This is a genomic window from Mucilaginibacter terrenus (genome assembly GCF_003432065.1).
Lineage (GTDB): Bacteria > Bacteroidota > Bacteroidia > Sphingobacteriales > Sphingobacteriaceae > Mucilaginibacter > Mucilaginibacter terrenus.
The window spans coordinates 1567507-1593213 of record NZ_QWDE01000001.1; the positions used below are offsets into that span (position 1 = coordinate 1567507).

Genomic DNA, 25707 nt, shown 5'->3' on the forward strand with positions numbered 1-25707 from the left:
CCTTTTTTGTTGAGAACACCTGGTAATTATGGTGTTCCTATCTCCAGTACTATCCGGCCATTAATGTCGCCGCTGCGCATCATATCGAATACGTGATTGATATCTTCCAGCTTTGCTGTATGGATAGCAGCTTTAACTTTCCCTTCCACTGCAAAAGCAACGGCTTCCTGCATATCCTTACGGGTTCCAACAATAGAACCACGAACAGTGTAACGGTTTAGTACGGTTTCAAAAATCGGCAGATCAAAACTGCCTTTTGGCAGGCCAACCAAAGCTATTGTACCCATTCGCCTCAACATTCCTATTCCCTGCTCAAAAGCTATCGGCGAAACCGCAGTAACCAGCACACCATGCATACCGCTTGTCGCACTCTTGATTGCAGTTGCGGGGTCCTGATTAAGAGCGTTAACGGTTATCTCTGCCCCTAATCGTTTAGCTAGCTCCAGCTTGTCGTCGGCTACGTCAATAGCAGCAACATGCATGCCCATGGCTTTTGCATACTGCACCGCAAGGTGGCCAAGCCCTCCAATACCCGATATGGCCACCCACTCACCAGGTTTTACCTCCGTCTCCTTCAATCCTTTGTAAACGGTTACTCCGGCGCAAATTATAGGAGCCATTTCTGCAAAGTATATTCCTGCCGGTAATTGCGCTACATACCTGGCATCAGCTACAACGTACTCGGCAAAACCACCGTTTACGCTATACCCGCCATTTTTTTGTTCTCCGCAAAGGGTTTCCCATCCTGTAATGCAATATTCGCAACACCCGCAGGCACTGTGTAGCCACGGAGCGCCTACAATGTCGCCAATCTTTACGCGCTCAACGCCAGGCCCTAAGGCTACCACATAGCCAATTGCCTCATGACCGGGAATTAGCGGCAACTGTGGTTTTACAGGCCAGTCGCCGTTAGCAGCATGCAGGTCTGTGTGGCATACGCCGCAAGCTATTACCTTTACCAATATTTGGTTTTGCGCAGGGCTGGGTACAGGCACGTCTTTAATCAAAAGCGGCTGTCCAAACTCTTGAACAACCGCCGCTCTCATCATTTTTGGTATCATATCAGATAATAAAGGTGATAATCATTAACAAATGGACAATTATACTAAAGGCAAAAAGGCCCAGCATTGCGCGGATACCTGCGCCACCCATACCAGCTATAATATTTGAGAAGAACAGTCCAAGAGTTACAGCAAGAATAAAGATTGGTGCGTGAAAGTAATACAATAGAACTGCAGGCACGGGCAAAAACAATACGCCTTGCGCAATTAGAGATACCATAAACCAAAGGGTACGGTTCGCAGCTTGTTTATCTGCCCAGGCGGTTATTTTGCTTATTAAGCTTGGGTTGGTGTTGGTTAAAGAGACATCGCTCCATTGAGCAGTGGTATTTGTTAAAGTTGCCATATCAATTATTTTTATACCACAAAAGTGCATTGATATGGCCGCCCGGGACATGACCGAAAGCGGCAAAAAAGGTGACCTTCAGCACATTTTTACTTAATGACAAACGCTTGCCCCTGAAGCTTTAATTAGCGGACTGAGGTACGGTAAATCCAAACCCGCTCCGCGCAAAATAAACCAGCAACCCAGCACAATCATTAAATAGGGCATTGCGAAGTTTATACGGCGACGCACCAGCGGACCAAGCAGTTTAAAACTTAATGCTGCAGTAAGCATTAACGGAACCGTACCTATGCCAAACCAAAACATAAATGTTGCGGCTTCTGCTGCGGAGCTAGTATTGAGCGCACCAAACAGCGCAACATATACAAAGCCGCACGGTAGAAGGCCATTAAGCATGCCCAAAGCAAAGTGCCCTGCATGATGTTTAAGAGCAAAATTAATGAGTTTATAAAAAGGTAACGACTGGCTAATATTTAGTTTATTGTTTTTGTACTTAAGTACTCTAACCAGCCCCACAGCAATTATAACAATCCCACTTGTAACGCTAATCATCTGCTGCGCTCCGGCCAGCCAAAGCAGTTTACCAAGGTAACCGAGCAGAAGCCCTAAAGTTGCATAAGTTAAAACGCGTCCCAGATTATAAAGCAATTTATCAGCAACTATTGAAAGCCAACTCTTTTGTAGCGAAGGGATGCTGAAGGCTAGCGGACCACACATGCCAACGCAATGTACGCTACCAAGCAAACCTATAAAAAATGCTACCTGGTTATTGCCCATGTATATTAATATCTTGTTTATACAAATACTGGTGCGCGCCGCTTTTCCAGTTGATCGTTACGTTCCATTTGCCGTTCGTGAGCCCCCCTTTAGGTAAAGCCATAGAAACATCACCATTTGTTTCGACCCGATAGATTTTGTCTCTGTTTTGGCTGGCGGGATCTATAAATCTAACTGTACCCGTTGCCGGCGCAGTAAACCGGATCATGATATTTTCAGCATTTACACTCATCAGCGGTTGTGCCTTATCGATTATCACTTGCCGTTCTTTTTTAAAATCACTGTTAAAAGTTAAGCCTTTCTCATAGTACTCACGGTCATAGTCGTCCGCTGGTAGTTTAAACATGTAACAGCTCATGCCCACAATAAAACTCATAAAGAGCAGCATGCCGATAACTAATCCTTTTCCCCAGTTCATAGTGTTGTTTATTAGTCGTTTACAGGTCCTATAAAGGAAGTACTTTTGGTTTCCAGCACTTTGTTGCCAGTTAGCAACTGTAGCGTTACCGTGGTTTTAGGCGATTGAATAGCAGCCGCGGGCATCATTACAAAGAACACCACCTTTAGCGAACTTCCTTTTTCAATTACAGCCGGCGCCTGAATATATTTTATCTTAACTGCCGGGTCTGTAGGTTTAATAATTATCCTTTTTGGCTGGTTAGATTTATTGATGATCTCGGCGTTGTATATATTGCTAATATAGCCTCCCGGCTGCTCCTGGTATAGCATGCCTGCGCCACGCATAACTGTCATGTCAACCTCGCTGCGGCTAAATACGAAATAGCCCATCACACACATAAGCACTAACATAATGGCGCTGTACCCTGCCATTCGCCACGTAAAAGCTGGCTTCTGATTGTTTACAATCATATTCTCCGAATAGTAACCTATTAGGGCAGGAGGCTTGTTTATCTTATCCATAACATAGTTACAGGCATCAATACAAGCAGTGCAGTTTATACACTCTAACTGGGTACCTTTCCGGATATCGATACCGGTTGGGCAAACAGCAACGCATAGGTTGCAGTCTACACAGTCACCTTTTGGATTGTCGGCGCTATCTTTCTTTAGTTTACCACGTGGCTCTCCCCTAACTTCATTATACGCTACTACGACCGTATCCTTATCTATTAACACCCCTTGTAGGCGGCCATAAGGGCATATAACGGTGCAAACAAGCTCGCGCACCTGGCTATATACCAGGTAAAAGACCACTGTGAAAATCCATATGCTTATAAAGCCAACCACATGGGCGTTAACCGGCTCGGTTATTATCTTGACCAGGTTTTCACTACCAATAACGTAAGCGAGGAATGTATTGGCTATAAGGAATGAAAGCAGAATAAATATTAAATGCTTAGCTCCTTTTTTTAGGATCTTCTCGTTCGTCCATTCGCTCGCATCAAGCTTGCGGCGTTTGTTGGCATCACCCTCAATCCATATCTCAATCCTGCGAAAAACCATTTCCATAAAAATGGTTTGCGGGCATATCCATCCGCAGAATATCCTGCCAAAAGCAATAGTGAACAGCGTAACAAATACTACAAATATCAGTGTTGCTATCACAAACAAGAAGATGTCCTGCGGCCAAAACACCTGTCCAAGAATAACAAATTTGCGCTCTATAACATTCAGCAACAGAAAGGGCTGTCCACCGATCCTTAAAAGCGGCCCTGCAAAAAAGACCAGCAAATACACATAACTAACAGCAGCCCGCCATTTGTACAACTGTCCTTTACGCAGTGCCGGATACAGCCATCTCCTTTTCTCTACGCCAGCATCACTTATGACTGTATCCATAACGTTTTATTTCTTAGCAACTAATTTTTCTGCAACCTCTTTCTCGCCCTGCGGCTCTTTAGCACCAGCAGGGTGTGTACCCTTTAAGGACAGGATATAGTTGGCTACATCTGCAATTTGCTTAGGTGAGAGCTGTTTTTCCCAGGTTGGCATACCTTTAGCCAACACGCCATATTTGATCGTTTTAAATACATCTGAAATTTTGTTGCCATGCAGCCAGTATTCATCTGTAAGGTTAGGGCCAACAACACCTTGCCCATTGTCGCCATGGCAAGGAGCGCAGCTTTGCTTAAACACGCCCTTTCCCCCGGCTAATACGCTTGGGTCTGTACTAACCTTCACAGTACTTTCATCTACACGGTTTGCGGCCTTACTCAAGTAAATCTTTTTCTCAATCTCAGCCTGCACAATTTCCGTCTTGTACTCTGCATATTGCGATTGGCCAAGGTCAAACACATGATAGATAAGTAAATAGGCTACTGCAAAAACTATGGTACTGTAAAATAGATACATGAACCATGCAGGCGTTGGGTTATTTAACTCCTGTATACCATCATATTCATGCGGTATGAGCAAGCTTTTCTCTTCCGATAAAGGTTTAAGAGACAGCAGTTTGTTCCATACCTCACCTTTCGGCTTCTTTTCTTTTCTCGCTGGTTGTAGTTCAGCTTCTATTTGCTGAGAGGTGTAGCCCTGAGATTTTAAAACTACGCGGGTAAGTACTTTGAAGGTGCGTAGCAAAACCAGCATAACTCCCAAAAACAACAGCAGCATGGTTACAATGGCACCATAGCCAATGTAATTTTTCATTTCATCAGACAACATGCCATCGCCCTGGGCAAAGCTTTGCTGCGCTGCTATTACAATTGTTGTTGTGATAAATAGCCGTCTTTTCATTGTAAAGCTTTTTCTGATGAATGGATATCGCTATCACTAAGTGGAAGCTCGCTCATGTGCTCTACATGGCTTTTGCCCAACTTGAATAGTATTATAGCTACTACAATAAAAAATATCAAAAATATGCCCAGCGAACTAAGCAGGTAAACCTGGTGCCCGTTTATGTTCTCGGTAAATTGTTTAAACATGATTGTTATTTGTTGGCGGTTTTATTTGCTTTAATATCAGTACCCAATCTTTGCAGATAAGCAATAACGGCGATGATCTCTTTATCACTTTTTACTTTGATCTTATCTTTCGACAGGCTTTGCGCTATTTCTTCGGCTTGTTTATTCAACTCGTAATTAGCCTTGTTTTCATAACCTGTAGCGTATGGTACACCCAAAGTGCGCATAGCGTTAATTTTGGTACGGGTGGTGGTAGTATCTAACTTTTGGGTTAACAACCAATCGTAGTTTGGCATTATGCTTCCCGGCGACATCAGTCGAGGATCCATCATGTGATTATAATGCCATGCGTTCCCATACTTTTGACCTTCCCGGGCCAGATCGGGTCCGGTACGTTTAGATCCCCAGAGGAATGGGTGATCATAAACGAACTCTCCGGCTTTACTGTACTCGCCATAACGTTCAGTTTCTGACCGGAAGGGCCTTACTGTTTGTGAATGGCAGTTTGAACAGCCTTCGCGTATGTAAATATCTCTACCCTGTAACTCAAGCGGAGTGTAAGGTTTAACGCTGGCTATTGTAGGCACGTTTGATGAAATAGTCATGGTCGGCATTAATTCTATTACGGTGCCTATCAAGATCACTATAAGTGCACCAACCATTAGCTGTATAGGCCTTCTTTCGAGTTTACGGTGCCAGCCGCTTTCGGTTAGTTCGTTTAGAGGTTCTAACGGCATAGCTTCAGTTGCTTCATCAGCTACCAGTTTTCCCTGCTTCATAGTGCGGGCTATGTTATAAGCCATCACAATTACGCCCAACAGGTAAAACGTACCGCCGATTGAACGCATTACATGCATCGGAATAATACGCAATGTTGTTTCCAAAAAGTTTGGATACTTCAGCATGCCCTCGGCGGTAAACTCTTTAAGCATAAGTCCTTGCGTAAAGCCAGCCCAATACATGGGTATAGCGTAAAACAGTATACCCAGTGTACCAATCCAAAAGTGGAACGACGCGAGTTTTTTAGAATAAAGCTCAGTTTTATAAATGCGTGGTATCAGCCAGTAGAGTATAGCAAACGTCAGGAATCCATTCCAACCGAGCGCGCCAACGTGTACGTGGGCTACAATCCAGTCGGTAAAGTGTGCTAGCCCATTTATTTGTTTAAGGGAGAGCATCGGGCCTTCAAACGTGGCCATGCCATAGGCGGTTAAACCAACTACCATAAACTTAAGCACTACATCGTCACGCACCTTGTCCCATGCGCCGCGCAGCGTTAGCAAACCGTTAATCATACCACCCCAGCTTGGCGCTATCAGCATGATAGAAAATACTATCCCTAATGACTGTGCCCAACCAGGTAAGGTGGTATATAACAAGTGATGCGGTCCGGCCCAGATATAGATAAATATCAATGCCCAAAAATGCAGGATGCTGAGTTTATACGAATAGATAGGGCGATTAGCCATTTTGGGCAAAAAGTAGTACATCATGCCCAGGTATGGGGTTGTAAGGAAAAATGCAACCGCATTGTGCCCATACCACCACTGCACCAGTGCGTCCTGAACACCGGCATAAACCATATAGCTTTTAAATGCAGATACCGGCAACTCAAATGAGTTAACAATGTGCAGCACGGCAATAGTTACAAATGTGGCGATGTAGAACCAAATGGCTACGTACAGGTGCCTTTCGCGGCGCTTGAAAATGGTTCCAAACATATTAACGCCGAACACTACCCATATAATCGTAATAGCAATATCTATTGGCCACTCCAGTTCGGCATACTCATGTGATGTGGTAAGTCCTAACGGTAGTGTAATAACTGCCGATACGATGATAAGCTGCCATCCCCAGAAATGTAAATTGCTTAGAAATGTGTTGAACATGCGGGCCTTTAGCAGGCGTTGCAGTGAATAGTATACGCCCATAAATATGGCGTTGCCAACAAAAGCAAATATCACCGCGTTGGTGTGCAGCGGGCGTATACGGCCAAAGGTGGTGTACTGGTTGCCCATATTCATGCCGGGCTTAAATAATTGGATTGCCGCAATAAGTCCAACTGTCATTCCGATAATGCCCCATACAATGGTGGCAATACCAAAATTCCTGACGATCTTGTTATCATAGTAAAATTTTTCGGGCTGCATAGTGTTGTTTAAATGATGTTGTAAAAGTATTTTAAGCCAGGCAGGCTAAGAATGATGCTAATTGCAAGAAAGAGTGATGGCCGTCACTTTTTGTCGTTAGTATCCGGTTCGTCGTCAATCAGTATGCGCACTGATGGGGTATACAGATCATCATTTTGCCCGGTACGCTGCGACCAGAAAAAGGCCAGCAAGAATGCTAGTGCCAGTACTACACTGCAACCAATTAGAAAGTAAATTATGCTCATTACAACCCCCGTTTTTTAGCAGCCAAGTGTGTAGCTACAGTAGTAAAAGAAATGATTGTAGCCGTGCTTAGCGGCATTAATATGGCAGCTGTTAACGGCGAAAGTTTGCCCGTTACCGCATAGCTGAGGCCTATTAAATTGTAGGTGAGCGATATCAAAAAGGAACAATGTATTATGCTGACGGTGCTTTTGGAAAACTTTAAAAAAGCAGGAAGTTTGTTAAACGACCGCCCATCCAGTATTGCGTCACAACCAGGCGAAAAGTTGTTTATATTATCTGTAACGGCGATACCCAAATCGCTTTGGCGCAGGGCGCCGGCATCATTAAGGCCATCCCCCATCATTATTACCTTCCCCTTCAATCGTTGCAATAGCTGTATAAACTCCAGCTTCTTTTGTGGAGACTGACTAAAGTTCATCCGGTCGAAACTTTTAAATACGGGCAATAACTCATCTTTTTCATGATCACTATCTCCCGAAATCAGGAAGGTTTGATATTTTGAAAGTTCGTTTACCGTTTGGCGCAGCCCGGCACGATAGTTTTGTTTGAAGGCAAAGTACCCGCAGTACTTTCCATCAATAAGTAAGTGCACACGGGTTTGATTGCCAATTTCCTTAAACTCGCCAAACACAAACTTGCCACTACCAATCCGCACATCATGCCCCCCTACAAGGGCGTTTATACCTTGTCCTGGTGTTTCTCTATAATATTTTAATTCAAGCTTATCAATTTTACCAAGATATTGGCTTATCATTCGGGATAAGGGGTGATTGGAATTTATACAGGCGCTATAAACTAACTGCAGCTCTGATGTCGTTAGGCTGCCACTAAGTGTTATGTTATTGTCGGTGCCTGTAGTTATTGTGCCTGTTTTATCAAATACAATTGTGTCTATTTTCGCCAGTTGCTCAACAACCGCTGTATTCTTCAGGTAGAACAAGTTCCTATCAAAAATGCTCAATGCTGCCGACATGGTAAATGGCGTACTTAAAGCTAAAGCGCAGGGGCAGGCAACTATCAACACGGCTGTAAAGGCAGCCAACCCTCGGTTTAAACTGGTAGGTAACCAAAATAAAAGCGCACCAAAAGCAATAATTAATAGCACTATTGTAAAATGCTTGCTCACCCGCTCGTTAAAAGTTTGCATGCGATTATGTTGTAAGCGAGTGAACGCCTCGTTGTTCCAAAGTTGGGTAAGGTAACTTTGTGATACGGGCTTCACCACTTCCAATTCAATAGCTTCGCTGGTTTGCCGGCCACCGGCATAAATGATCTCGCCTAGGGTCTTACTTACAGGGATAGATTCGCCGGTTACAAAGCTAAAATCAATCAACGCCTCCCCTTTCAGTAAAATAGCATCTGCCGGAATAATTTCGTTATGCCGCAGTACTATACGCTCGCCAACCTTGAGGTCGGCTAATGGCACCGGCTTTTCTGCGCCATCAGTAATAACCTGTACGGCAACGGGGAAAAAGGAACGGTAATCGCGCTCGAACGATATGTGATGATAAGTTTTGCGTTGTACAAACTTGCCCACAAGCAAGAAAAACACCAGCCCGCAAAGCGTATCCGCAAAGCCCGCTCCAGATTTGGTAAGCACTTCGGCAGCCGTACGCGCAAACAATACCGCAATGCCAAGTGCCAGCGGAAAATCTATATTAAGAACTCTGTTCTTCAAATTTTGCCATGCTGATACAAAGTACTCCCGCCCACTGTAAAAAACCACAGGCAATGAGAACAGTACATTTAGCCAGCCGAAGAAATGTTTAAACGATGCCTCTAATGCAGACAGCCCTAAATACTCCGGAAAGCTTAAAAGCATCACATTACCAAAGCAAAAACCTGCCACTGCTATGCGCTGTATGAGATTATCTTTCTCATTAGCGCGATTTTGTTTTTTGATAACATCCTGCAAGCTGATCAACGGTTCATAACCGATATCAAAAAGCAACTCAACAAGTTCCCTTAGGCTTATTTTTTGAGGATCATATTTAACATTAAGCTGTTTCTTTAAAAAATCTATGCGGCTATATAAAACACCAGCGTTAAACCTATTAAGCTTTTCCAGCAGCCATATACATGAACTGCAATGGATATGCGGAATGTAAAAGGTTATTATGGTAAGGTTATCATCTGTATAGTCTACCAGTTCCTTAATAATTGCCGGCTCGTTCAGGTAGTCAAAACGCTTATCGGTACGTGCGCGTGTTAAGCCGGGATGATCATTGAAGGAGTAATAACTGCACAAGTTATTTTCGGCCAGTATAGTGTAAACTGTTTTACAGCCGTGGCAACAAAATGATTTTTCTTCAAGGGTGTACCTGGTTGTTAAACATTCATCGCCGCAATGATAGCAGAGTGTTTTTTGAGTAAAAATGCTTTCAGTCATTTGTTAATGTTGATCATTCAAAACTCCCTGCTTTCAGCCGCTTAAATAATGACCATCGTTTTAGCAGAATGTGACGGTGGTCAGTTTTTGGCGCTTGCCACCGGCTTACTTTTGACACATGAGCCATACATTTCACATCCCTGTTTTAGGATTAGGTTTTTCTATAGATACGCCGCTTAAGGTAGCGCGGTACGGTATTTCGTCAGTAATGTCTATTGTTGATGATGAACTGGTAGAGCGAATGCGTGAGTTCCATTCTAAAGAGAATGACAAACCTTTTACACCTATCAAGAAGACAGAAGCAGATCATCGTGCCAGGCGGATCACCGCTTACCTTAACCTGGTGAATGACTTGGTGAATGAGCAGTTTACGGCATTAAAAAAGCAAAATTTCGTGCCTGACAGTGATTTAAGCCGCTATTTTCAGCTCTTGCCCGACACCTCTCCCCTTAAACAAGGGTACGACCTGATGCTTGAATATCCGGAAGGTCCACAGAAACAGATGTTTCAGCTTGTACTGCGTAATAGTATCACTAAGGGATCTATTGATGTAAATATTATGGCCAAAGTAGACAAAATGAATTTTGCTGCGGATGGTACGTATTTAGGGGCTGAAAACACAGATGCGCTTGCCGCCCTACGGGGATTTGCAGAGAGTGACCTGCACTCTGCTGTAATCCTATCCGCAGGTATGAACCCTAAGCTATATAGCTATCTTGAGAACTTTGCAACCTTCTATCCTAACCAAAACGGGGAAATAACCAAGAGAGTAATTCTTAAAGTGAGTGATTTCCGGTCAGCCTTTATACAGGCGAAGTTTCTGGCAAAAAAAGGAATATGGGTTTCTGAGTTCAGGGTAGAATCAGGACTTAACTGCGGCGGCCATGCGTTTGCAACTGAAGGTTATTTGCTCGGCCCTATTTTGCAGGAGTTTAAAGACCGGCGCGTAGAGATGCATGCTGAACTTAGCAACTTATATATTAACGCGTTATTACAAAAAGGACTCCTTGGGGCGAAACCTCAGTCTCTAAGAATAACCGTGCAGGGGGGCATTGGAACTGCTGAGGAGAACAACTTTTTAAGGCAGTATTATCATGTAGATGCAACTGGTTGGGGCAGCCCCTTCCTGCTGGTACCCGAAGCAACAAACGTAGACGACGACACCTTAGCTAAACTAACGAGTGCTGCACAAGAGGATTACTACTTAAGCGACTCCTCGCCTTTGGGCATTTTGTTCAGTAATTTTAAGCAAAGTACTGTAGAGCAACAAAGGCTTCAGCGCATTGCGCTTAACCGCCCGGGCAGCCCCTGTACTAAAAAGTTTTTGTGCAGCAATACCGAATTTACCGAAGAAGCTATTTGTACAGCATCCCGCGAGTATCAAAGCCTCAAAATTAAACAACTTAACAATTTGCACTTAGCAGATACAGAACACCAGGCTGCCCTTAACGAAATCACCGAGAAAATTTGTCTGTGCGAGGGATTGTGCGCATCGGCTTACCTGAAGTACAATATTACCAAACCGAAGGAAAATACCGCAGTTGCAATATGCCCCGGTCCAAACCTGGCCTATTTTCATAAAACTTTTTCGATGGAGGAAATGATTGGCCATATATACGGGAAAATCAATCTGCTTACCGATAATAAACGTCCGCACTTTTTTATTAAAGAACTTGAGCTCTATGTAAACTATCTGCAAAAAGACATACAGAAGCATATCAATAAGCTCACCCAGAAGAAGGCTAATCAATTACAGGCTTTTAAAGAGCAACTGTTAAGCGGGATAAACTACTATAAAAATTTATTTACAGACAATTTTATTTCAGCAGCAGAATTGAAAGACCAACTTAACTTTCTTGAAAGTGTATTACTAAATAATCTTACCCACCTATCATCTATTAAGTTGTGATGCCTCTCATTTTTTTGACTTTCAACTTATGGTACCTTTAAGTAATTAAATCAGGCCGATATGAAAACTATACGATTCAACTTCAACCATCCGGTGAACGGTAACGCAGTTTTAACCCCTATAACCTGCACCGGCAGCGCGTGCCAACGTCTGAAAGTAACAAGTTTGAACGATAATTCACTAGAGATACCGGTGGATGATTGCGGCAAGGGAAAATGGAAGTTAACACTTGATTGGGAACATGACGGCCGTATGTTTTCACATCAGGAAGAATTTGAAATAAGCAACTTAGACCAACACTCTCCTACCGTGTAATCAGCAATTTGAGCGTACTAGTTTAACATCAATTTGGCATATTTGCGTTCAATCTCAAAATATGCAGAACGTAAAAAACATCATCTTTGATTACGGTAACGTTATTTTCAACATCGACTTTCGTAATGCGCAGCAGGCATTTGCAAAACTGGGCTTACCCAATGCCGAAGAATTTTACGGGCACCGGCAGCAGGACCAGATATTTGACAAGTTCGATCGTGGCGAAGTTTCCGGTGATGAGTTCCGTTCCTACATCAGGCAGTTCATAGGTGACTCCAATGTTACTGATAAGCAGATTGATGATGCGTGGAACAGTTTGCTACTGGGTATAGCGCCGGGCACACACGATTTGCTGCTGCAGCTAAAAGGTAAATACCGTACTTTTTTATTGAGCAACATAAACGACATCCATTATAACTACATTATGAAGTACCTAAAGGATGAGTTTAACTTCGACAATAACGAGCACTTTTTCGAACGTACGTATTACTCGCACCTGCAGGGCAAACGTAAACCGGAAATCAACTTTTTTCAGCAGGTACTGGATGAGAATAATCTGATTCCGCAGGAAACGCTGTTTATTGATGATAGCCCCCAACACTTGGAGGCGGCAAAAACACTAGGGATACAAACGTTTTTGATGACTGCCCCGGACACGCTGCAGGCGTTTGCAAAACGCGAGCACTTAATTTAATTTATGTGGCTGTAAAACAAGGTTGTTAGGCTGCTTGTACCCTAATATATTTATCAGCTGCTATGTATACCACCCTATTGCAACAATACCAATTGATCCTGTCAGCACGCAGTTCACTTTTCAATTCTTGTGACACCTTACCCAAAGAGCTTTTATTTACCCCTTTGCCATCTTTTAACAACGAGAGCATAATTAGCCAACTTGTACATGTGGCTAACTGTTATGTTTTTTGGTTGTCAAACAGCGCTATGCAGGAGCAACGTCTCTATTTTAAAGATGAAGACTGCAAAAATATGGAAGGTGTAAGGCAAGCTTACGGGCAGGTTGATCTAGTTATGAATGAGTTCCTGCTCCATAACAACAACTCGCTTCAGGAACAACGTGTTATTACCCGGCCAGACGGCAGCACACTCTTTCGGTCGCCTTTTGAGCTTTTCACCCATGTTATAACGCATGAATTCCACCACAAAGGCCAGGTCGTTAACATGAGCCGACAGCTAGGCTACATCCCCGTAGATACTGATGTGATTAGAGAATAAAGCGTAATCGACACTTGTTTATAGCGCCGAACACAACCAGTTATTAGCTGCACTTTTAATTAAACGCCTCTTCTTTTTTTCTCCTTAACAATTAACCCCAGTTCGCGGCTCATTTGCCCGGCTATAGCGGTATTCTCCTGTGCCCGGCGGAACAAGTATGGCAGCACTGCTTTTATTGGGCCATAAGGTACATACTTAGCTACGTTGTATTTGGCATCAGCCAGGTTAAAGCTCAGGTTATCGCTCATGCCAAGCAACTGCGAAAAATACACATGCGGGTGATTGTGCGGCACTTTCTTGCCGTTTAGCAACTCGGCAAGCAGGCGCGAACTTTCTTCGTTATGGGTACCTGCTACAAAAGCTATCTTATCTACGTGGTCTACACAAAAAACAAGCGCATCATTGTAATCACGGTCGGTAGAAGCCTTGTCCGGCTGTATAGGCGAAGTATAGCCGCGCTCTTCCGCACGCTTGCGCTCCTTTTCCATGTAGGCACCGCGTACTATTTTAGCACCAAGGATAAAACCTTCTTCCTCCGCAACAGCAAAATCGTTTATCAACGATGCTAACTTATCGTGGCGGTACATCTGGTAGGTATTATATACAATGTTCCGTTCTTTGTTAAAGAACCGCATCATATTAAGAGCCAGATCGTCAATCGTTTTCTGGATCCAGCTTTCTTCAGCATCAATCATCACCGGCACCCCTTCGGAATGTGCCATCTCACAAATAGCCAGCACACGGTCCTGTACTTTCTGCCACTCTATTTGCTCGTCTACATTCAGCTTAAGCCCCTCGTCCAGCTTTTCCAACAACGCAAAGCGGCCCACACCGGTTACCTTAAATACCGTAAGCGGAATGGCTTTATCTTTCGACGCTTTTATTACCGTACGGATAATCTCGTCGCGGGTATTATCAAATACGCTTTCTTCATCCTCCCCTTCTACCGAGTAATCTAAAATGGTACCCACGCCGCCAACAGCCAAATTTTTTATGGTTGGGTTACACTCATCAATAGTTTCCCCGCCGCAAAAATGTTTAAAGATGGTGGCTTTAATCAGGCTTTTTATAGGCAGGCCTACCTTCATGAAAAAGTTAGTGATCGGCGGGCCAATCTTCACCAAAAAGTTAACGTTTATAGCCCTAAAAAGCCAGTAAGCGCGGTTAAGATCGGTATTAGAAGAATGTTTAAAGGCAATCTCGGTATCTTCGAAAGATAGTTTATTATTCATGCTGAAACGTTCATAAGTAATTGTTCATGGGGATCATGGCGGTTGCAGCCCATTAGCAATAAATAGTGGCCGAGCAAACTCATGAACTATAATCCATAAACTATGAACCAGCCGCAAAATTATAAAATGATAACCCATTATCACACGAATAGTTTATTTTTGCGCGTCATGATCGAATTTAAAGTAACCGGCGACTATATCCCAATGATACAACTGCTTAAAGCTGTTAACCTGGTACAAACAGGCGGCGAAGCGCAAATTGTGGTGGAAGATGGCGAGGTGAAATACAACGGCCAGGTAGATTACCGCAAACGCCTAAAAGTAAAACCAGGCGATGTTGTGGAATTCCGTGGTAAAAAGATCAATGTGACCTGATACACAATGGATACTATTCAAAGCGACAGCTACCCTATTTTTTTTGACGACAGCCTTTCTGAACTTATTACTTTTATAAAGCAGGGCAAGTACTCGCGTACATTTGTACTTACCGACGAAAACACATCCGCTCAGTGTTTGCCCGTGCTTGAGCCACTTTTAGCTGAGCTGGACAACTACGACCTGATCGAGATAAACGCCGGCGAAGAAAGCAAGAATATTGATTTTTGCGTAGGCGTATGGAAAATGCTGATCGATTTTGGTGCTGATCGTAAAGCACTAATGGTAAATCTTGGCGGCGGAGTGGTAACTGACCTTGGAGGTTTTGTAGCTTCTACCTATAAACGCGGGATAGACTTTGTGCAGGTTCCCACTACCCTATTGTCACAGGTTGATGCTTCTGTTGGCGGTAAGACCGGGGTAGATATGGATGGCATCAAGAACATCATAGGTACTTTTACGCAACCAAAGGCGGTGTTCATGTCTGCGGCTTTTTTGAAGACGCTACCAGAGCGACAGATACTATCTGGTTTGGCCGAAATGCTGAAACACGGGCTGATTTGTGACGCTGACTACTGGAAAGAATTAAAGAACAGCGATCTTAGCCTTCCGTCCGTTGAACTGATATACCGTTCGGTAGAGATAAAAAATGCCGTTGTGATAGAAGATCCGCAGGAGAAGAGCATTCGTAAGGCGCTCAACTTTGGCCACACCATTGGCCACGCTGTAGAGACCAACTCTATCCTGAACGACGAACGGCCGCTTACCCATGGCGAAGCTATTGCTATCGGCATGATATGCGAAGCCTGGTTATCACACAAAAAAGCAGGATTGCCTAAAGAACATCTGCACGAGATAAGCACTGTTCTCAACGGACTTTATCCTAAATATCCTGTGCCGGATACCTGTCATAACGTGCTTTACGAGCTGATGCAGAAAGACAAGAAGAACACCGAAAAACAGATTAATTGCACGTTACTGACCAAGATCGGATGCTTTAGTATTGATAATATCTGTACGGAGGACGAACTTTGCGCTAGTCTGAGATACTACGCTGCACTTTAACATGCCCATAACACCGCGAAGCGAAGCTGTTGCTTTACTTATTTCCTTACTGGTAATACTCACCCTTGTGGAGATGTACCTAAGCTACCGCGAGAACAGGCAGTACTACGAGAAGCGGGATACCCTCACCAACATTTACCTTACTACCCTAGCCTTCATCATGAACCTGGCGGTAAACGGCGCAACGTTTTATCTGCTTAATTTCACTTACCAGTACCGTTTATTTGAGATAAGTAACGGAGTTGTATACTGGCTGGTGCTGGTTACTGTTCAGGATTTCCTCTATTGGGTTCTACATTACACCGGGCATTACTGCCGCTTATTTTGGGCAGTACATGTAACGCATCACTCGTCAGAAAAGTTTAACTTAACCACCGGCTTTCGCTCTACTGTTTTCGAACCACTTTACCGCACCTTCTTTTATTTACCGCTGGCGCTTATGGGTTTCAACGCTGTAGACGTGCTTTACGCTTACCTCATCACTCAGCTATACGGCAACATTGTACATACGCAGTACAAAGTGAATTTACCAAGGTGGTATTCATTCATTTTTGTCACTCCGGCACATCACCGGGTACACCATGCCTCAAACCTGCGGTACCTTGATAAAAATATGGGCATGATGTTCATCATTTGGGACCGTATATTTGGCACCTTCCATGACGAGGACCCTGCAGAGCCTGTAAAGTATGGCTTAACCAAGCAGCCGGAGAAGCTGGGGCCGGTAAATATCCTCTTTCATGAATGGAAAGCACTGATACAGGATGTAAAGAAAGCTCCTGGGCTCCGCAACAAGTTAGGCTACATAATTAACCCACCCGGATGGAGCCATGACGGAAGCACGCAGACAGCGAGGGTTTTGCAAAGGGAGTGGAAGAGGGAAGCATAGGAATTATAACTTGATATCAATTTTTCAAATATCTAACTTACCATTCAATTGCCTATTCCTTAACAAGCTTTGCCAATGCCAAACTTCACCTCAAAACTCCAATATCAAATCTGCGAAGATGGCGAGTATTATGATGAAATAGAGCGTTCACTCGAAGAAACGTTGGCGCTGATCCATAATTATCCATGGTACGAACAAAGAACTGCCGAAGTTGACATTACAGGCCCTTCAGTAACTATCTTCGATCAGCGTAAAAATATACTAAAGGTTGGCAAGCATTATGGGGACACTTTTCACCTTTATTATCTCAGTTATAAAAACGAATTATTTGAGCGTTACTCAATTAACATAGATGATGTTGAAGATACAGTAAAAGAATTCTTTAACGGACAAGTGCAACTTCACAAACTAAAAAAGCAACGCACATGGTTTTCTCAACGCCATTATTTCGCAACAAAAGGTGTTAATTATACCGTTAATCCGCTTAAAGCATTTTTACACAATTTTTGGATTTGCATAACAGCGATCCCATTAACGATATTAATTATACCCGATTTACTCAAGAGAAGTTTAGATGATATCTTACTTTTCGGGATTCCATTATTGCTTATAATGGCTATACCTTTATATTGCTTTTTAAAATTACTTAGATACAGCAGTCAGCATTTACACATTTCAAGGGCAAACAACGAGTTTACTTTTGGCAATAGCAGGGATGTTACAACAACTTATAATAAAACAGATATTACAAAGGTCATCGTGACGAAATCCATGAATGAAAAGGAGCCGATCAGTATAAGATTTATCGAAGTTGTGTTTAAAGACAAAACAAGTATTCAGTTTCCCAACCTGCTGATAACCGACGAAAAGTTAGCCCAAAAATTTCCACGCTATTTGAAGCCTGAATTTGAGACTGAAAAGAAAATGATCTTATTCGAAATATAACACCACATCCATTTAATCTGTAATTGGATTTTTCATTCTCCCTCGCCTCGCCACCAGTTTTTTAAAAAATCTATACATACAATAAGCTACTGCGGCTATATTCACCACCAGCCATATCGCCCATATAATAATGGCAACTTTTTGCTGCTGCGTATGGCTGTCCCAGCTGTTTAACGGGCCTTTGCTTTCATCGTAAAGGTCCTCATATTCCATCATCATTAAGCCACAGTATATATACACCGCTGCATCGGCAATTACAGCTATAGCAATCAGCAGCCATGTTTTCCATCTAATCATTATTCGTAAGTTAAATATATATCTTCAAAATCTGCTCAATCCTTTCTTCACCAAACTTAATTTGGTTCACTTACAAAATCTTGCAAAAAATAAAATTATCTATTGACAATTTGTTTTTTACTTGTACATTTACAGCATAACAAAAACATGAATACATCACGTGCATATTTTTACGGTTTCTACTTTTACTTTAGCAGTAAGAGCCGGGACTGATATGTACTAACAAAACATACAAAATCAAAAAAGTCCCGGCCCAATAAGCCGGGACTTTTTGCTTTACCACTATGATAAAGAACGAACTGCCAAGAGTTGCTATACAAGGGATAAGGGCGTCCTTCCACGAGGAGGCTGCTTTTAAGTTCTTTGGCGAAAAGATAATCACCATTGAGTGCAACTCTTTTAAACAAACCTTTGAAGCGTTACAGCGCCAGGAGGCAGATTATATCGTAATGGCTATAGAGAACAGCATAGCCGGCAGCATACTGCCCAACTATTCGCTGCTGATGAATTATAGCTTCCCGGTTGTGGGCGAGGTGTATGTGCCTATCCAGCTGCACCTGATGGCGCTGCCCGGTGTAAAGTTCGAGAACATCAAAACGGTTACCTCGCACCCAATTGCAATACGTCAATGCGTAGATTTCTTTGACGAATACCCCGATCTAAAGATCGTAGAAAGCAGCGATACCGCGGCCTGTGCCAAACGCATCCGTGATGAGCAGCTTACCGATACCGTTGCCATTGCTAATTCACTGGCCGCACAGCTATACGGACTGGAGATCATCGAACGCCGTATTGAATCAAATAAAAAGAACTACACACGTTTCCTTATCCTCACCACGCACGAGAACGCCAAAAAGAAACCGGGCAACAAAGCATCGCTATGCTTCCAGGTAAGTAATGAGGTAGGCTCACTTGCCAAAGTGCTCAACATATTTGCCCAGGAGAATGTGAACATGAGCAAAATACAGAGCATGCCGGTACTAGGCAAACGTAACGAATACAATTTTTACGTAGATATAGAATGGACGGAAACCAAGTATTACGATGCTGCGATCCGACAGATATTAAAGTACACGCACAACTTTAACATCCTTGGCGAGTACGAGCGCTGGGAAGAAGAAACAGCGGTACTGCTGCCTAAAGCACAGCGCCCCCGAAAGTATATTACTATGAAAAGAATAGAATAATGCCAGTCCGGAAAGACCGAAAGTTGGTCAGTCCGGAAGACATAGAAAAAAGAATATAACAATTACATAACACACTAAACAAAAATCTTCCGGACTTTCGGTGTTTCCGACTTCCGGACTAACAAAAACAAGATCATGAAGCTTAATCTGAACATACAACCGCTGAACACCTGGATTAACAAATCAGGCAAAGAACCCCTGGTTATCGCCGGCCCTTGCAGCGCCGAAACCGAGGACCAATTAGTAGCAACTGCCCACCTGCTGGCAAAAACCGGTAAAATAAGCGCTTTGCGTGCAGGCATCTGGAAACCACGTACCCGTCCGGGTGAGTTTGAAGGCATTGGCAGCATCGGCCTGGAGTGGCTTAAGCGTGCTAAAGAAGAAACCGGCTTACCAACGGCTGTTGAAGTAGCTACCGCTAAACACGTAGAAGAAGCTCTTGCTGCAGGTGTAGATATCCTTTGGGTAGGTGCACGTTCTACCGTTAACCCGTTCACCGTACAGGAAATTGCCGACGCGCTTCGTGGTGTTGACGTACCCGTAATGGTTAAAAACCCGGTAAACCCAGACTTGTCATTATGGATAGGCGCGTTAGAACGTATAAACAATGCAGGTATTACTAAATTAGCAGCTATTCACCGTGGCTTTTCTTCTTACGAGAAATCAGCTTTCCGTAACGAGCCGATGTGGGATTTGGCAATCGGCTTGAAAACTATCGCGCCTGAACTACCTATCATAAACGATCCGAGCCATATTACCGGCAACCGCGACCTGATTGGCTACATCTCTCAAAAAGCGCTTGACCTTGACATGCAAGGCTTGATGATAGAGTCGCACATTGACCCTACTGTTGCCTGGACAGACGCTAAACAACAGGTTACCCCTGCTGCTTTGTCGGAAATCATTGATCACCTGGCATTACGTAAACCGGAAGTGCGCAACGCTGCTGTAAATGATAAACTTGCAGAACTGCGCAACCAGATAGATAAGATTGACGACCTGGTTATCCAGAAAATGGCAGAGCGTATGCAGATTGTTGAGAAAATTGGCAACTACAAAAAAGATAACGGCATCACTATTTTACAGGTAAACCGTTGGGACGAAATCCTGCACAAACGTACCGGTTACGCAAAAGCGCTTAAATTGAGCACCGAGTTTACTGAGAAGCTTTTAGAATTGATGCACGGCGAATCGATCCGTAAACAAACCGAGATCATGAACGCTGAAGCAGGCCAGGCAGAAGAAAAACTAACACACGCGTAAATTAAATTATTAGTGATTGGTTGATAAGCGATATGATTAGCGGGCACGATGCCGCTAAACGTGCAAGCTGTCAGTGCAATCGTTAACTGATCGGTTTAATTATGGCAAAACATAACATTATACTTACCCGGCCGGGCAAAACGCTTAAAGGAACGGTGCAGCTCACCGGATCTAAAAGCGAATGCAACCGCGCGCTTATGATACAGGCGCTAAGCAAGGGTAAGGTTAAAGTAGAAAATATATCTGATGCTGCGGACACGGTGACTTTACAGAAAGTACTAAGTCAGAAGTCGGCAGTCGGTAGTCCGGAGCTTGCAACAATTGTTGATGGAATTAATGAAGATGCAATTATCGAAGACTCAGGACTTCAGGCTGAAGACTCAAGAGTAATTAACATCGGTCCGGCAGGCACGGCTATGCGCTTTTTAACGGCTTTTCTTCCCTTACAGGATGCAACGGTAACCCTAACAGGTTCTGAGCGGATGCAGCAGCGCCCCATAGGTGTGCTGGTAGATGCTGTGCGTAAACTGGGTGCGGAGATAGAGTATGTTAATAACGAAGGCTACCCTCCTATCAAAATCCACAGCGGTTTTAAGCAGCAAGCAAACCGTATAAGCATTAAGGGTGATATCAGCAGCCAGTATATTACAGCTTTGCTGCTTATCGCATCAACGTTACCCCAGGGCTTAACCCTGGAGATAGAAGGTGAGCTTACCTCCCGCCCGTACGTAGAAATGACCCTGGCGATGCTGAAACAAGCCGGCATACAGCACACCTGGCAAGGAAATGTCATATCAATAGCGCACCAGGAGTTTGCAGAAACATCCCTCTATACAGAACCGGACTGGAGCGCGGCTTCGTACTGGTATGCTATAGCAGCACTAAGCGGCGAGGCTGAACTTTTTCTGCCGGGACTAACGCCATACAGCATGCAAGGCGATAGTGTTATTACAGAGATAATGGCCAACTTCGGCATCACCTCACAATTTAAAGATGGAGGGGTATACCTTACCAAAGAAGTTAAACCGATTTTCCGCAAAATATTCGACATGAAGGAGTGCCCCGATCTGGCACAAACCGTGATTGTTGTTTGCGCTGCATTGGGGCATGAGGCTACGTTCACAGGGCTGGAAACTTTAAAGATTAAGGAGACGGACCGTGTACTGGCACTGCAAACCGAATTGGCAAAGATTGGCGTAAAGTTGACAGAAAAAGGCCAGGTGTACAAACTGGACTGCAGCGAGAAGCACATTCCCGAGAACGTATTCATCAACACTTATGATGATCACCGCATGGCAATGGCGTTTGCACCGCTTGCAAGTGTAATACCACAACTGGAAATAGAAGACGCCGACGTGGTAGAAAAATCGTACCCTGCATTCTGGGACGATCTTAAAAGCGTGGGGTTCAACGCAAGCCCAGCTTTATAACACGCGTCATTGCGAGGTACGAAGCAATCTCAGAACTATGTCCTGGCATTAATTATGATTGATGATCTTGCTGGGAGATTGCTTCGTACCTCGCAATGACGTGGTCAGTGAATCTTAATAATTGTGTTCAAGCAATCGTAAATCTAAATTCGTACATCTAAAATCCTATGGCAGGTAACTCATTCGGGCAATTATTCAGGATAACAACTTTTGGCGAATCGCATGGCGAGGCTATCGGCGTTATTATAGATGGCTGCCCGGCAGGGCTCAGCGTAGACTTGGATTACATACAGGGCGAACTGGATAAACGTAAACCCGGCCAAAGTAAAATCACCACCCAACGTAAGGAAAGCGATACCTTTAAGATCCTCTCCGGAACGTTTGAAGGAAAAACCACTGGCACGCCTATTATGATGCTGATCCCTAACGAAGATCAGCGATCCAAAGACTACGGCCACAACGTAGATGTGTTTCGCCCCTCCCATGCAGATTATACTTACTTTACTAAATACGGCATCCGCGATCACCGCGGCGGCGGCCGCTCTTCTGCACGTGAAACTGCGGCCCGGGTTGCAGCTGGCGCGTTAGCCAAGCTGTTACTAAAAACACAAGGTATAGACATTGTTGCCCATGTGAGTAGCGTAGGCCGGATAGACGCGCCAAACGTGTTTATAAGCGACGCAGAGCAATTTATTGCCGAGCGCGAGAAGAACATTGTCCGTTGTGCGGACCCTGCCACAGCGGAGGAAATGATAGAATTTATTGACAGCGTACGTAAGGATGGTGATACGGTAGGCGGAAAAGTAAGCTGCTATATTAAAAACTGCCCCGTTGGGTTAGGCGACCCGGTTTTTGATAAACTGCACGCAGACCTGGGCAAGGCCATGCTGAGCATAAATGCCGTACATGGCTTTGAATTTGGCTCCGGCTTTAGCGGCAGCGAGATGCGGGGCTCTGAACACAACGACATTTTCATAAAGAATGCTGATGGAGAAGTGGCTACCCGTACAAATTTCTCCGGCGGAATACAGGGCGGCATCAGCAATGGTATGCCTATAGAGTTTAAGGTTGCCTTTAAACCTGTTGCCACCATTATGCATAACCAGCAAACGGTAAACAGCGAAGGCAACTCGGCCGAAATATCCGGCAAGGGCCGGCACGACCCATGTGTAGTACCACGCGCCGTACCTATTGTAGAAGCAATGGCTGCCCTGGTTATTGCGGACCATTGGCTGCGGAATAAAACAGTACGGCTGGATTAATAATCCGGGCTACTTCATATCTTTACTTTACCTGTCCATAGTAACTTATCGCCATGAAGTTGTCCCTGCTTTTATTTTCATGCTTTATCCTGACTGCCGAGTGTTTCGCCCAAACCCACGCCAATCAACCCGCTCCTGTTGGCTTTCGTTCCAAAGATATAAGCGCAGTAGATAGCATTGTAAACACCTTTATGCGCAAGTATGATGTTCCGGGACTATCGTTAGTAATAGCCCAGCGGGACACTATAAAATTGGTGCGCACGTACGGCTTTGCCGATTCCGCTAAAAAGCAACCGGTTGATCCGGATAGCCGCTTTAGAATCGCGAGCGTAAGCAAACCTTTCACAGCTGCAGCTATTATGCAGTTGATAGAGCGCGGAAAGCTTAAACTTACCGACCATATTTTTGGTAAAGGGGCATTACTAGGCACTACTTACGGCAGCAAACCTTACACCGAACGTGTAAAAGCAATAACAGTTGAGCACCTGCTGGAACATTTGGGTGGCGGCTGGGGTAACAGCAGCGAAGACCCTATGTTTATGCACCCGGAAATGAACCAGGCACAGCTTATCAGCTGGACGCTGGACAATCAACCGCTTGGCCATGAGCCCGGAACTAATTTCGAATACTCCAACTTTGGTTATTGCCTGTTAGGCCGCGTTATAGAAAAAGTAAGCGGAATAAAATATGCAGACTATGTACGTAAGAACATACTGCAGCCCTGCGGCATAACAACAATGGAAATAGGCGGCAATACACTTGCTGAAAGGAAGCCGAAGGAAGTACTTTACTACGATAAGGCTGAAAACCCCTACACAATGGACCAGCGCCGGATGGACAGTCACGGCGGATGGATAGCTACTCCGACGGATTTGGTTAATTTTTTAACGCGGGTAGACAAGTTTCCACAACAGCCCGACATTTTGAAAATGGAGACGCTTACCACCATGTTTACGGCACCCGCAGTAAGTCCGCATTATGCAAAAGGCTGGGCGGTGAATTCATCAAATAATTACTGGCACAATGGCAGCCTGCCCGGCGAACAGGCACTAGCAGCACGCATTAATCAAAACTATTGCTGGGCAGTAATGGTAAACACCAGGAAAGAAGGCGATTTTGCACGCGACCTCGATGAACTGATGTGGAAAGTAAAAGGCGCAATTAAACAGTGGCCATAAGCCAGTATCACTTGACTTTACCCTACTATCGCGAGCCATGCCCTCTATCATTCAGCTATACAAAAACGCCTACAGCGGCCTCTCTCGTAACAACTGGTATTTGAGCATAGTTATGCTCATCAACCGGAGCGGCACTATGGTGGTACCCTTCCTTACTATTTACTGCGTAAAGCAACTGCATTTCAGCGTAGAGCAGGCTGGCTATATTATGGCCCTGTTTGGTGTTGGTGCTATACTTGGGGCCTTCATCGGTGGAAAACTGTCGGATCGTATCGGCTTTTACGACATGCAGACAGGCACACTCCTAAGCGGCGGCATTATGTTCATTGTTTTGGGTTTTCAGCACACCTTTACTACGCTGGGTGCAGGTACCTTTATCTTAAGCTTATGCAACGAAGCTTTCAGGCCTGCTAACTCTACGGCAATAGCTCACTACAGCAAGCCGGAGAATAAAACGCGTTCCTACTCGCTTCATCGTCTTGCAGTAAACCTCGGCTGGGCGGTTGGTGCGGCCACAGGCGGCTTTCTGGCGTCCATAAATTACCATTTACTGTTTTGGGTGGATGGTTGCACCAATATATTGGCTGCGCTCATCCTGCTTAAACTAATGCCAAGATCACACTACACCAAACCCGTAAGCTTTACTAAATCAACTTCGCGTAAATCATCTCCTTACCGGGATAAGGTCTTCGTCACCTTTATTGTACTGATCACTCTGTTTAATATCTGCTTTTTCCAGTTCTTTGTAATGGAGCCCGTGTTTTATAAGTTGGAGTGGCACTTCAACGAGCGTTTTATTGGCGCCCTGCTGGCACTGAACGGTATCTTCATCGCACTTGTGGAGATGGTGATGATCAATCAGCTGGAAGGAAAGCGGCACCCGCTGTCATTCATCAGCATTGGTGTGCTGGTTACCGGCGTTGGTTTTTCGCTGCTGAATGTTCTGCCGCCAGGTGCTATTGCAGGTGTCGCAATCGTGTTGATCATCACGTTTGGAGAAATGCTGAGCATGCCCTTTATGAATGCTTATTGGGTAGCGCGGTCTCAGGAGCATAATCGTGGGCAGTATGCCGCCCTGTACGCCATGAGCTGGGCTGCGGCACAGGTGATAGCACCTGCTGTGGGCGCACAGGTAATCGGCATCGGCGGCTTTACATTATTGTGGTGGCTGCTGGTGGGTGTGTGCGGCGCGGTTTGTGCGGGACTGCTGCTAATGTATTATTTTAATAAGGAACAAAATGTAGCTGCCGACCTCTATCATATTGAGCAGGAGCTGCAAGAACCACTGTAACAC

At 44.4% G+C, this 25707-nt stretch carries 26 protein-coding genes; 14 read left to right on the forward strand and 12 right to left on the reverse strand.

What is annotated here, in order from left to right:
• Positions 1-26: 26 nt before the first annotated feature.
• The 10 genes from adhP to DYU05_RS06935 form a co-directional block, all read right to left on the reverse strand.
• A complete protein-coding gene (adhP, locus tag DYU05_RS06890) occupies positions 27-1061 on the reverse strand; it encodes an alcohol dehydrogenase AdhP (protein WP_117382216.1) in 1035 nt (344 codons plus the stop codon).
• Position 1062: 1 nt separating this feature from the next.
• Positions 1063-1407, reverse strand: a complete 345-nt coding sequence (locus tag DYU05_RS06895) for a hypothetical protein (protein ID WP_133300186.1) — start codon at positions 1405-1407, stop codon at positions 1063-1065.
• A 93-nt stretch (positions 1408-1500) separates the two neighbouring features.
• Positions 1501-2184: a sulfite exporter TauE/SafE family protein gene (locus DYU05_RS06900; RefSeq protein WP_117382218.1), complete on the reverse strand. Its 684-nt coding sequence runs from the start codon at positions 2182-2184 to the stop codon at positions 1501-1503.
• Positions 2174-2602, reverse strand: a complete 429-nt coding sequence (locus DYU05_RS06905) for a FixH family protein (RefSeq protein ID WP_117382219.1) — start codon at positions 2600-2602, stop codon at positions 2174-2176. Before DYU05_RS06905 ends, DYU05_RS06900 begins: the two co-directional genes overlap by 11 nt.
• 11 nt (positions 2603-2613) lie before the next feature.
• Positions 2614-3984, reverse strand: coding sequence for a cytochrome c oxidase accessory protein CcoG (gene ccoG, locus DYU05_RS06910; protein ID WP_117382220.1), 1371 nt, complete (start codon positions 3982-3984; stop codon positions 2614-2616).
• Positions 3985-3990: 6 nt separating this feature from the next.
• Positions 3991-4881 carry a cbb3-type cytochrome c oxidase N-terminal domain-containing protein gene (locus DYU05_RS06915; RefSeq protein WP_117382221.1) on the reverse strand — a complete coding sequence of 297 codons (891 nt, stop codon included), beginning with the start codon at positions 4879-4881 and terminating at the stop codon, positions 3991-3993.
• Positions 4878-5069: a hypothetical protein gene (locus tag DYU05_RS06920; protein WP_117382222.1), complete on the reverse strand. Its 192-nt coding sequence runs from the start codon at positions 5067-5069 to the stop codon at positions 4878-4880. The genes DYU05_RS06915 and DYU05_RS06920 overlap by 4 nt, the downstream gene beginning before the upstream one ends.
• 5 nt (positions 5070-5074) lie before the next feature.
• On the reverse strand, positions 5075-7198 hold the full coding sequence (gene ccoN / locus DYU05_RS06925) for a cytochrome-c oxidase, cbb3-type subunit I (RefSeq protein WP_117382223.1): 2124 nt from the start codon (positions 7196-7198) through the stop codon (positions 5075-5077).
• A gap of 83 nt (positions 7199-7281) precedes the next feature.
• Positions 7282-7443, reverse strand: a complete 162-nt coding sequence (gene ccoS, locus DYU05_RS06930; protein WP_117382224.1) for a cbb3-type cytochrome oxidase assembly protein CcoS — start codon at positions 7441-7443, stop codon at positions 7282-7284.
• Positions 7443-9833: a heavy metal translocating P-type ATPase gene (locus DYU05_RS06935; RefSeq protein ID WP_117382225.1), complete on the reverse strand. Its 2391-nt coding sequence runs from the start codon at positions 9831-9833 to the stop codon at positions 7443-7445. Before DYU05_RS06935 ends, ccoS begins: the two co-directional genes overlap by 1 nt.
• Positions 9834-9951: 118 nt before the next feature.
• On the opposite strand from DYU05_RS06935, the gene DYU05_RS06940 reads away from it, so the two are divergent.
• The 4 genes from DYU05_RS06940 (at position 9952) to DYU05_RS06955 (ending at position 13290) form a co-directional block, all read left to right on the forward strand.
• A complete protein-coding gene (locus tag DYU05_RS06940) occupies positions 9952-11742 on the forward strand; it encodes a hypothetical protein (RefSeq protein WP_117382226.1) in 1791 nt (596 codons plus the stop codon).
• Positions 11743-11802: 60 nt separating this feature from the next.
• Positions 11803-12057, forward strand: a complete 255-nt coding sequence (locus DYU05_RS06945) for a hypothetical protein (protein ID WP_117382227.1) — start codon at positions 11803-11805, stop codon at positions 12055-12057.
• A gap of 61 nt (positions 12058-12118) precedes the next feature.
• On the forward strand, positions 12119-12751 hold the full coding sequence (locus DYU05_RS06950) for an HAD family hydrolase (RefSeq protein ID WP_117382228.1): 633 nt from the start codon (positions 12119-12121) through the stop codon (positions 12749-12751).
• A 62-nt stretch (positions 12752-12813) separates the two neighbouring features.
• Complete coding sequence (locus DYU05_RS06955; protein ID WP_117382229.1) at positions 12814-13290, forward strand: DinB family protein; 477 nt, start codon at positions 12814-12816, stop codon at positions 13288-13290.
• Positions 13291-13349: 59 nt separating this feature from the next.
• Here the strand turns inward: DYU05_RS06955 and DYU05_RS06960 are convergent, their stop codons facing one another.
• Positions 13350-14522 (reverse strand): proline dehydrogenase family protein, encoded by a 1173-nt coding sequence (locus DYU05_RS06960; RefSeq protein ID WP_117382230.1) that lies wholly within the window; start codon positions 14520-14522, stop codon positions 13350-13352.
• Positions 14523-14690: 168 nt separating this feature from the next.
• Here DYU05_RS06960 and DYU05_RS06965 point away from each other — a divergent pair, with 168 nt between their 5' ends.
• The 4 genes from DYU05_RS06965 (at position 14691) to DYU05_RS06980 (ending at position 17796) form a co-directional block, all read left to right on the forward strand.
• Complete coding sequence (locus DYU05_RS06965) at positions 14691-14897, forward strand: RNA-binding S4 domain-containing protein (protein ID WP_117382231.1); 207 nt, start codon at positions 14691-14693, stop codon at positions 14895-14897.
• 6 nt (positions 14898-14903) lie between these two features.
• Positions 14904-15962 (forward strand): 3-dehydroquinate synthase, encoded by a 1059-nt coding sequence (gene aroB / locus DYU05_RS06970; protein WP_117382232.1) that lies wholly within the window; start codon positions 14904-14906, stop codon positions 15960-15962.
• 1 nt (position 15963) lies between these two features.
• Positions 15964-16851, forward strand: a complete 888-nt coding sequence (locus tag DYU05_RS06975; protein ID WP_117382233.1) for a sterol desaturase family protein — start codon at positions 15964-15966, stop codon at positions 16849-16851.
• 75 nt (positions 16852-16926) lie between these two features.
• Positions 16927-17796: a hypothetical protein gene (locus DYU05_RS06980; protein ID WP_117382234.1), complete on the forward strand. Its 870-nt coding sequence runs from the start codon at positions 16927-16929 to the stop codon at positions 17794-17796.
• Between the two features lie 12 nt (positions 17797-17808).
• Here DYU05_RS06980 and DYU05_RS06985 read toward each other — a convergent pair whose 3' ends face one another.
• Positions 17809-18093: a hypothetical protein gene (locus DYU05_RS06985; protein WP_117382235.1), complete on the reverse strand. Its 285-nt coding sequence runs from the start codon at positions 18091-18093 to the stop codon at positions 17809-17811.
• A gap of 284 nt (positions 18094-18377) precedes the next feature.
• Between DYU05_RS06985 and DYU05_RS06990 the strand changes: the two genes are divergently transcribed.
• The 6 genes from DYU05_RS06990 to DYU05_RS07015 all read left to right on the forward strand — a co-directional run bounded on the left by DYU05_RS06990 (position 18378) and on the right by DYU05_RS07015 (position 25704).
• Positions 18378-19280 (forward strand): prephenate dehydratase, encoded by a 903-nt coding sequence (locus DYU05_RS06990; protein ID WP_117382236.1) that lies wholly within the window; start codon positions 18378-18380, stop codon positions 19278-19280.
• A 135-nt stretch (positions 19281-19415) separates the two neighbouring features.
• Positions 19416-20543, forward strand: a complete 1128-nt coding sequence (locus DYU05_RS06995; RefSeq protein WP_117382237.1) for a chorismate mutase — start codon at positions 19416-19418, stop codon at positions 20541-20543.
• A 101-nt stretch (positions 20544-20644) separates the two neighbouring features.
• On the forward strand, positions 20645-21973 hold the full coding sequence (gene aroA / locus DYU05_RS07000) for a 3-phosphoshikimate 1-carboxyvinyltransferase (protein ID WP_117382238.1): 1329 nt from the start codon (positions 20645-20647) through the stop codon (positions 21971-21973).
• A 167-nt stretch (positions 21974-22140) separates the two neighbouring features.
• A complete protein-coding gene (gene aroC, locus DYU05_RS07005; protein ID WP_117382239.1) occupies positions 22141-23235 on the forward strand; it encodes a chorismate synthase in 1095 nt (364 codons plus the stop codon).
• Between the two features lie 53 nt (positions 23236-23288).
• Complete coding sequence (locus DYU05_RS07010; protein ID WP_117382240.1) at positions 23289-24413, forward strand: serine hydrolase domain-containing protein; 1125 nt, start codon at positions 23289-23291, stop codon at positions 24411-24413.
• A gap of 37 nt (positions 24414-24450) precedes the next feature.
• Positions 24451-25704, forward strand: a complete 1254-nt coding sequence (locus DYU05_RS07015; protein ID WP_117382241.1) for an MDR family MFS transporter — start codon at positions 24451-24453, stop codon at positions 25702-25704.
• Positions 25705-25707: the final 3 nt, after the last annotated feature.

Excerpts from the sequence above, each read along its gene's own strand:
- adhP (WP_117382216.1), bottom strand. The coding sequence starts at position 1,061 with ATGATACCAAAAATGATGAGAGCGGCGGTTGTTCAAGAGTTTGGACAG.
- DYU05_RS06895 (WP_133300186.1), bottom strand. The coding sequence starts at position 1,407 with ATGGCAACTTTAACAAATACCACTGCTCAATGGAGCGATGTCTCTTTA.
- DYU05_RS06900 (WP_117382218.1), bottom strand. The coding sequence starts at position 2,184 with ATGGGCAATAACCAGGTAGCATTTTTTATAGGTTTGCTTGGTAGCGTA.
- DYU05_RS06905 (WP_117382219.1), bottom strand. The coding sequence starts at position 2,602 with ATGAACTGGGGAAAAGGATTAGTTATCGGCATGCTGCTCTTTATGAGT.
- ccoG (WP_117382220.1), bottom strand. The coding sequence starts at position 3,984 with ATGGATACAGTCATAAGTGATGCTGGCGTAGAGAAAAGGAGATGGCTG.
- DYU05_RS06915 (WP_117382221.1), bottom strand. The coding sequence starts at position 4,881 with ATGAAAAGACGGCTATTTATCACAACAACAATTGTAATAGCAGCGCAG.
- DYU05_RS06920 (WP_117382222.1), bottom strand. The coding sequence starts at position 5,069 with ATGTTTAAACAATTTACCGAGAACATAAACGGGCACCAGGTTTACCTG.
- ccoN (WP_117382223.1), bottom strand. The coding sequence starts at position 7,198 with ATGCAGCCCGAAAAATTTTACTATGATAACAAGATCGTCAGGAATTTT.
- ccoS (WP_117382224.1), bottom strand. The coding sequence starts at position 7,443 with ATGAGCATAATTTACTTTCTAATTGGTTGCAGTGTAGTACTGGCACTA.
- DYU05_RS06935 (WP_117382225.1), bottom strand. The coding sequence starts at position 9,833 with ATGACTGAAAGCATTTTTACTCAAAAAACACTCTGCTATCATTGCGGC.
- DYU05_RS06940 (WP_117382226.1), top strand. The coding sequence starts at position 9,952 with ATGAGCCATACATTTCACATCCCTGTTTTAGGATTAGGTTTTTCTATA.
- DYU05_RS06945 (WP_117382227.1), top strand. The coding sequence starts at position 11,803 with ATGAAAACTATACGATTCAACTTCAACCATCCGGTGAACGGTAACGCA.
- DYU05_RS06950 (WP_117382228.1), top strand. The coding sequence starts at position 12,119 with ATGCAGAACGTAAAAAACATCATCTTTGATTACGGTAACGTTATTTTC.
- DYU05_RS06955 (WP_117382229.1), top strand. The coding sequence starts at position 12,814 with ATGTATACCACCCTATTGCAACAATACCAATTGATCCTGTCAGCACGC.
- DYU05_RS06960 (WP_117382230.1), bottom strand. The coding sequence starts at position 14,522 with ATGAATAATAAACTATCTTTCGAAGATACCGAGATTGCCTTTAAACAT.
- DYU05_RS06965 (WP_117382231.1), top strand. The coding sequence starts at position 14,691 with ATGATCGAATTTAAAGTAACCGGCGACTATATCCCAATGATACAACTG.
- aroB (WP_117382232.1), top strand. The coding sequence starts at position 14,904 with ATGGATACTATTCAAAGCGACAGCTACCCTATTTTTTTTGACGACAGC.
- DYU05_RS06975 (WP_117382233.1), top strand. The coding sequence starts at position 15,964 with ATGCCCATAACACCGCGAAGCGAAGCTGTTGCTTTACTTATTTCCTTA.
- DYU05_RS06980 (WP_117382234.1), top strand. The coding sequence starts at position 16,927 with ATGCCAAACTTCACCTCAAAACTCCAATATCAAATCTGCGAAGATGGC.
- DYU05_RS06985 (WP_117382235.1), bottom strand. The coding sequence starts at position 18,093 with ATGATTAGATGGAAAACATGGCTGCTGATTGCTATAGCTGTAATTGCC.
- DYU05_RS06990 (WP_117382236.1), top strand. The coding sequence starts at position 18,378 with ATGATAAAGAACGAACTGCCAAGAGTTGCTATACAAGGGATAAGGGCG.
- DYU05_RS06995 (WP_117382237.1), top strand. The coding sequence starts at position 19,416 with ATGAAGCTTAATCTGAACATACAACCGCTGAACACCTGGATTAACAAA.
- aroA (WP_117382238.1), top strand. The coding sequence starts at position 20,645 with ATGGCAAAACATAACATTATACTTACCCGGCCGGGCAAAACGCTTAAA.
- aroC (WP_117382239.1), top strand. The coding sequence starts at position 22,141 with ATGGCAGGTAACTCATTCGGGCAATTATTCAGGATAACAACTTTTGGC.
- DYU05_RS07010 (WP_117382240.1), top strand. The coding sequence starts at position 23,289 with ATGAAGTTGTCCCTGCTTTTATTTTCATGCTTTATCCTGACTGCCGAG.
- DYU05_RS07015 (WP_117382241.1), top strand. The coding sequence starts at position 24,451 with ATGCCCTCTATCATTCAGCTATACAAAAACGCCTACAGCGGCCTCTCT.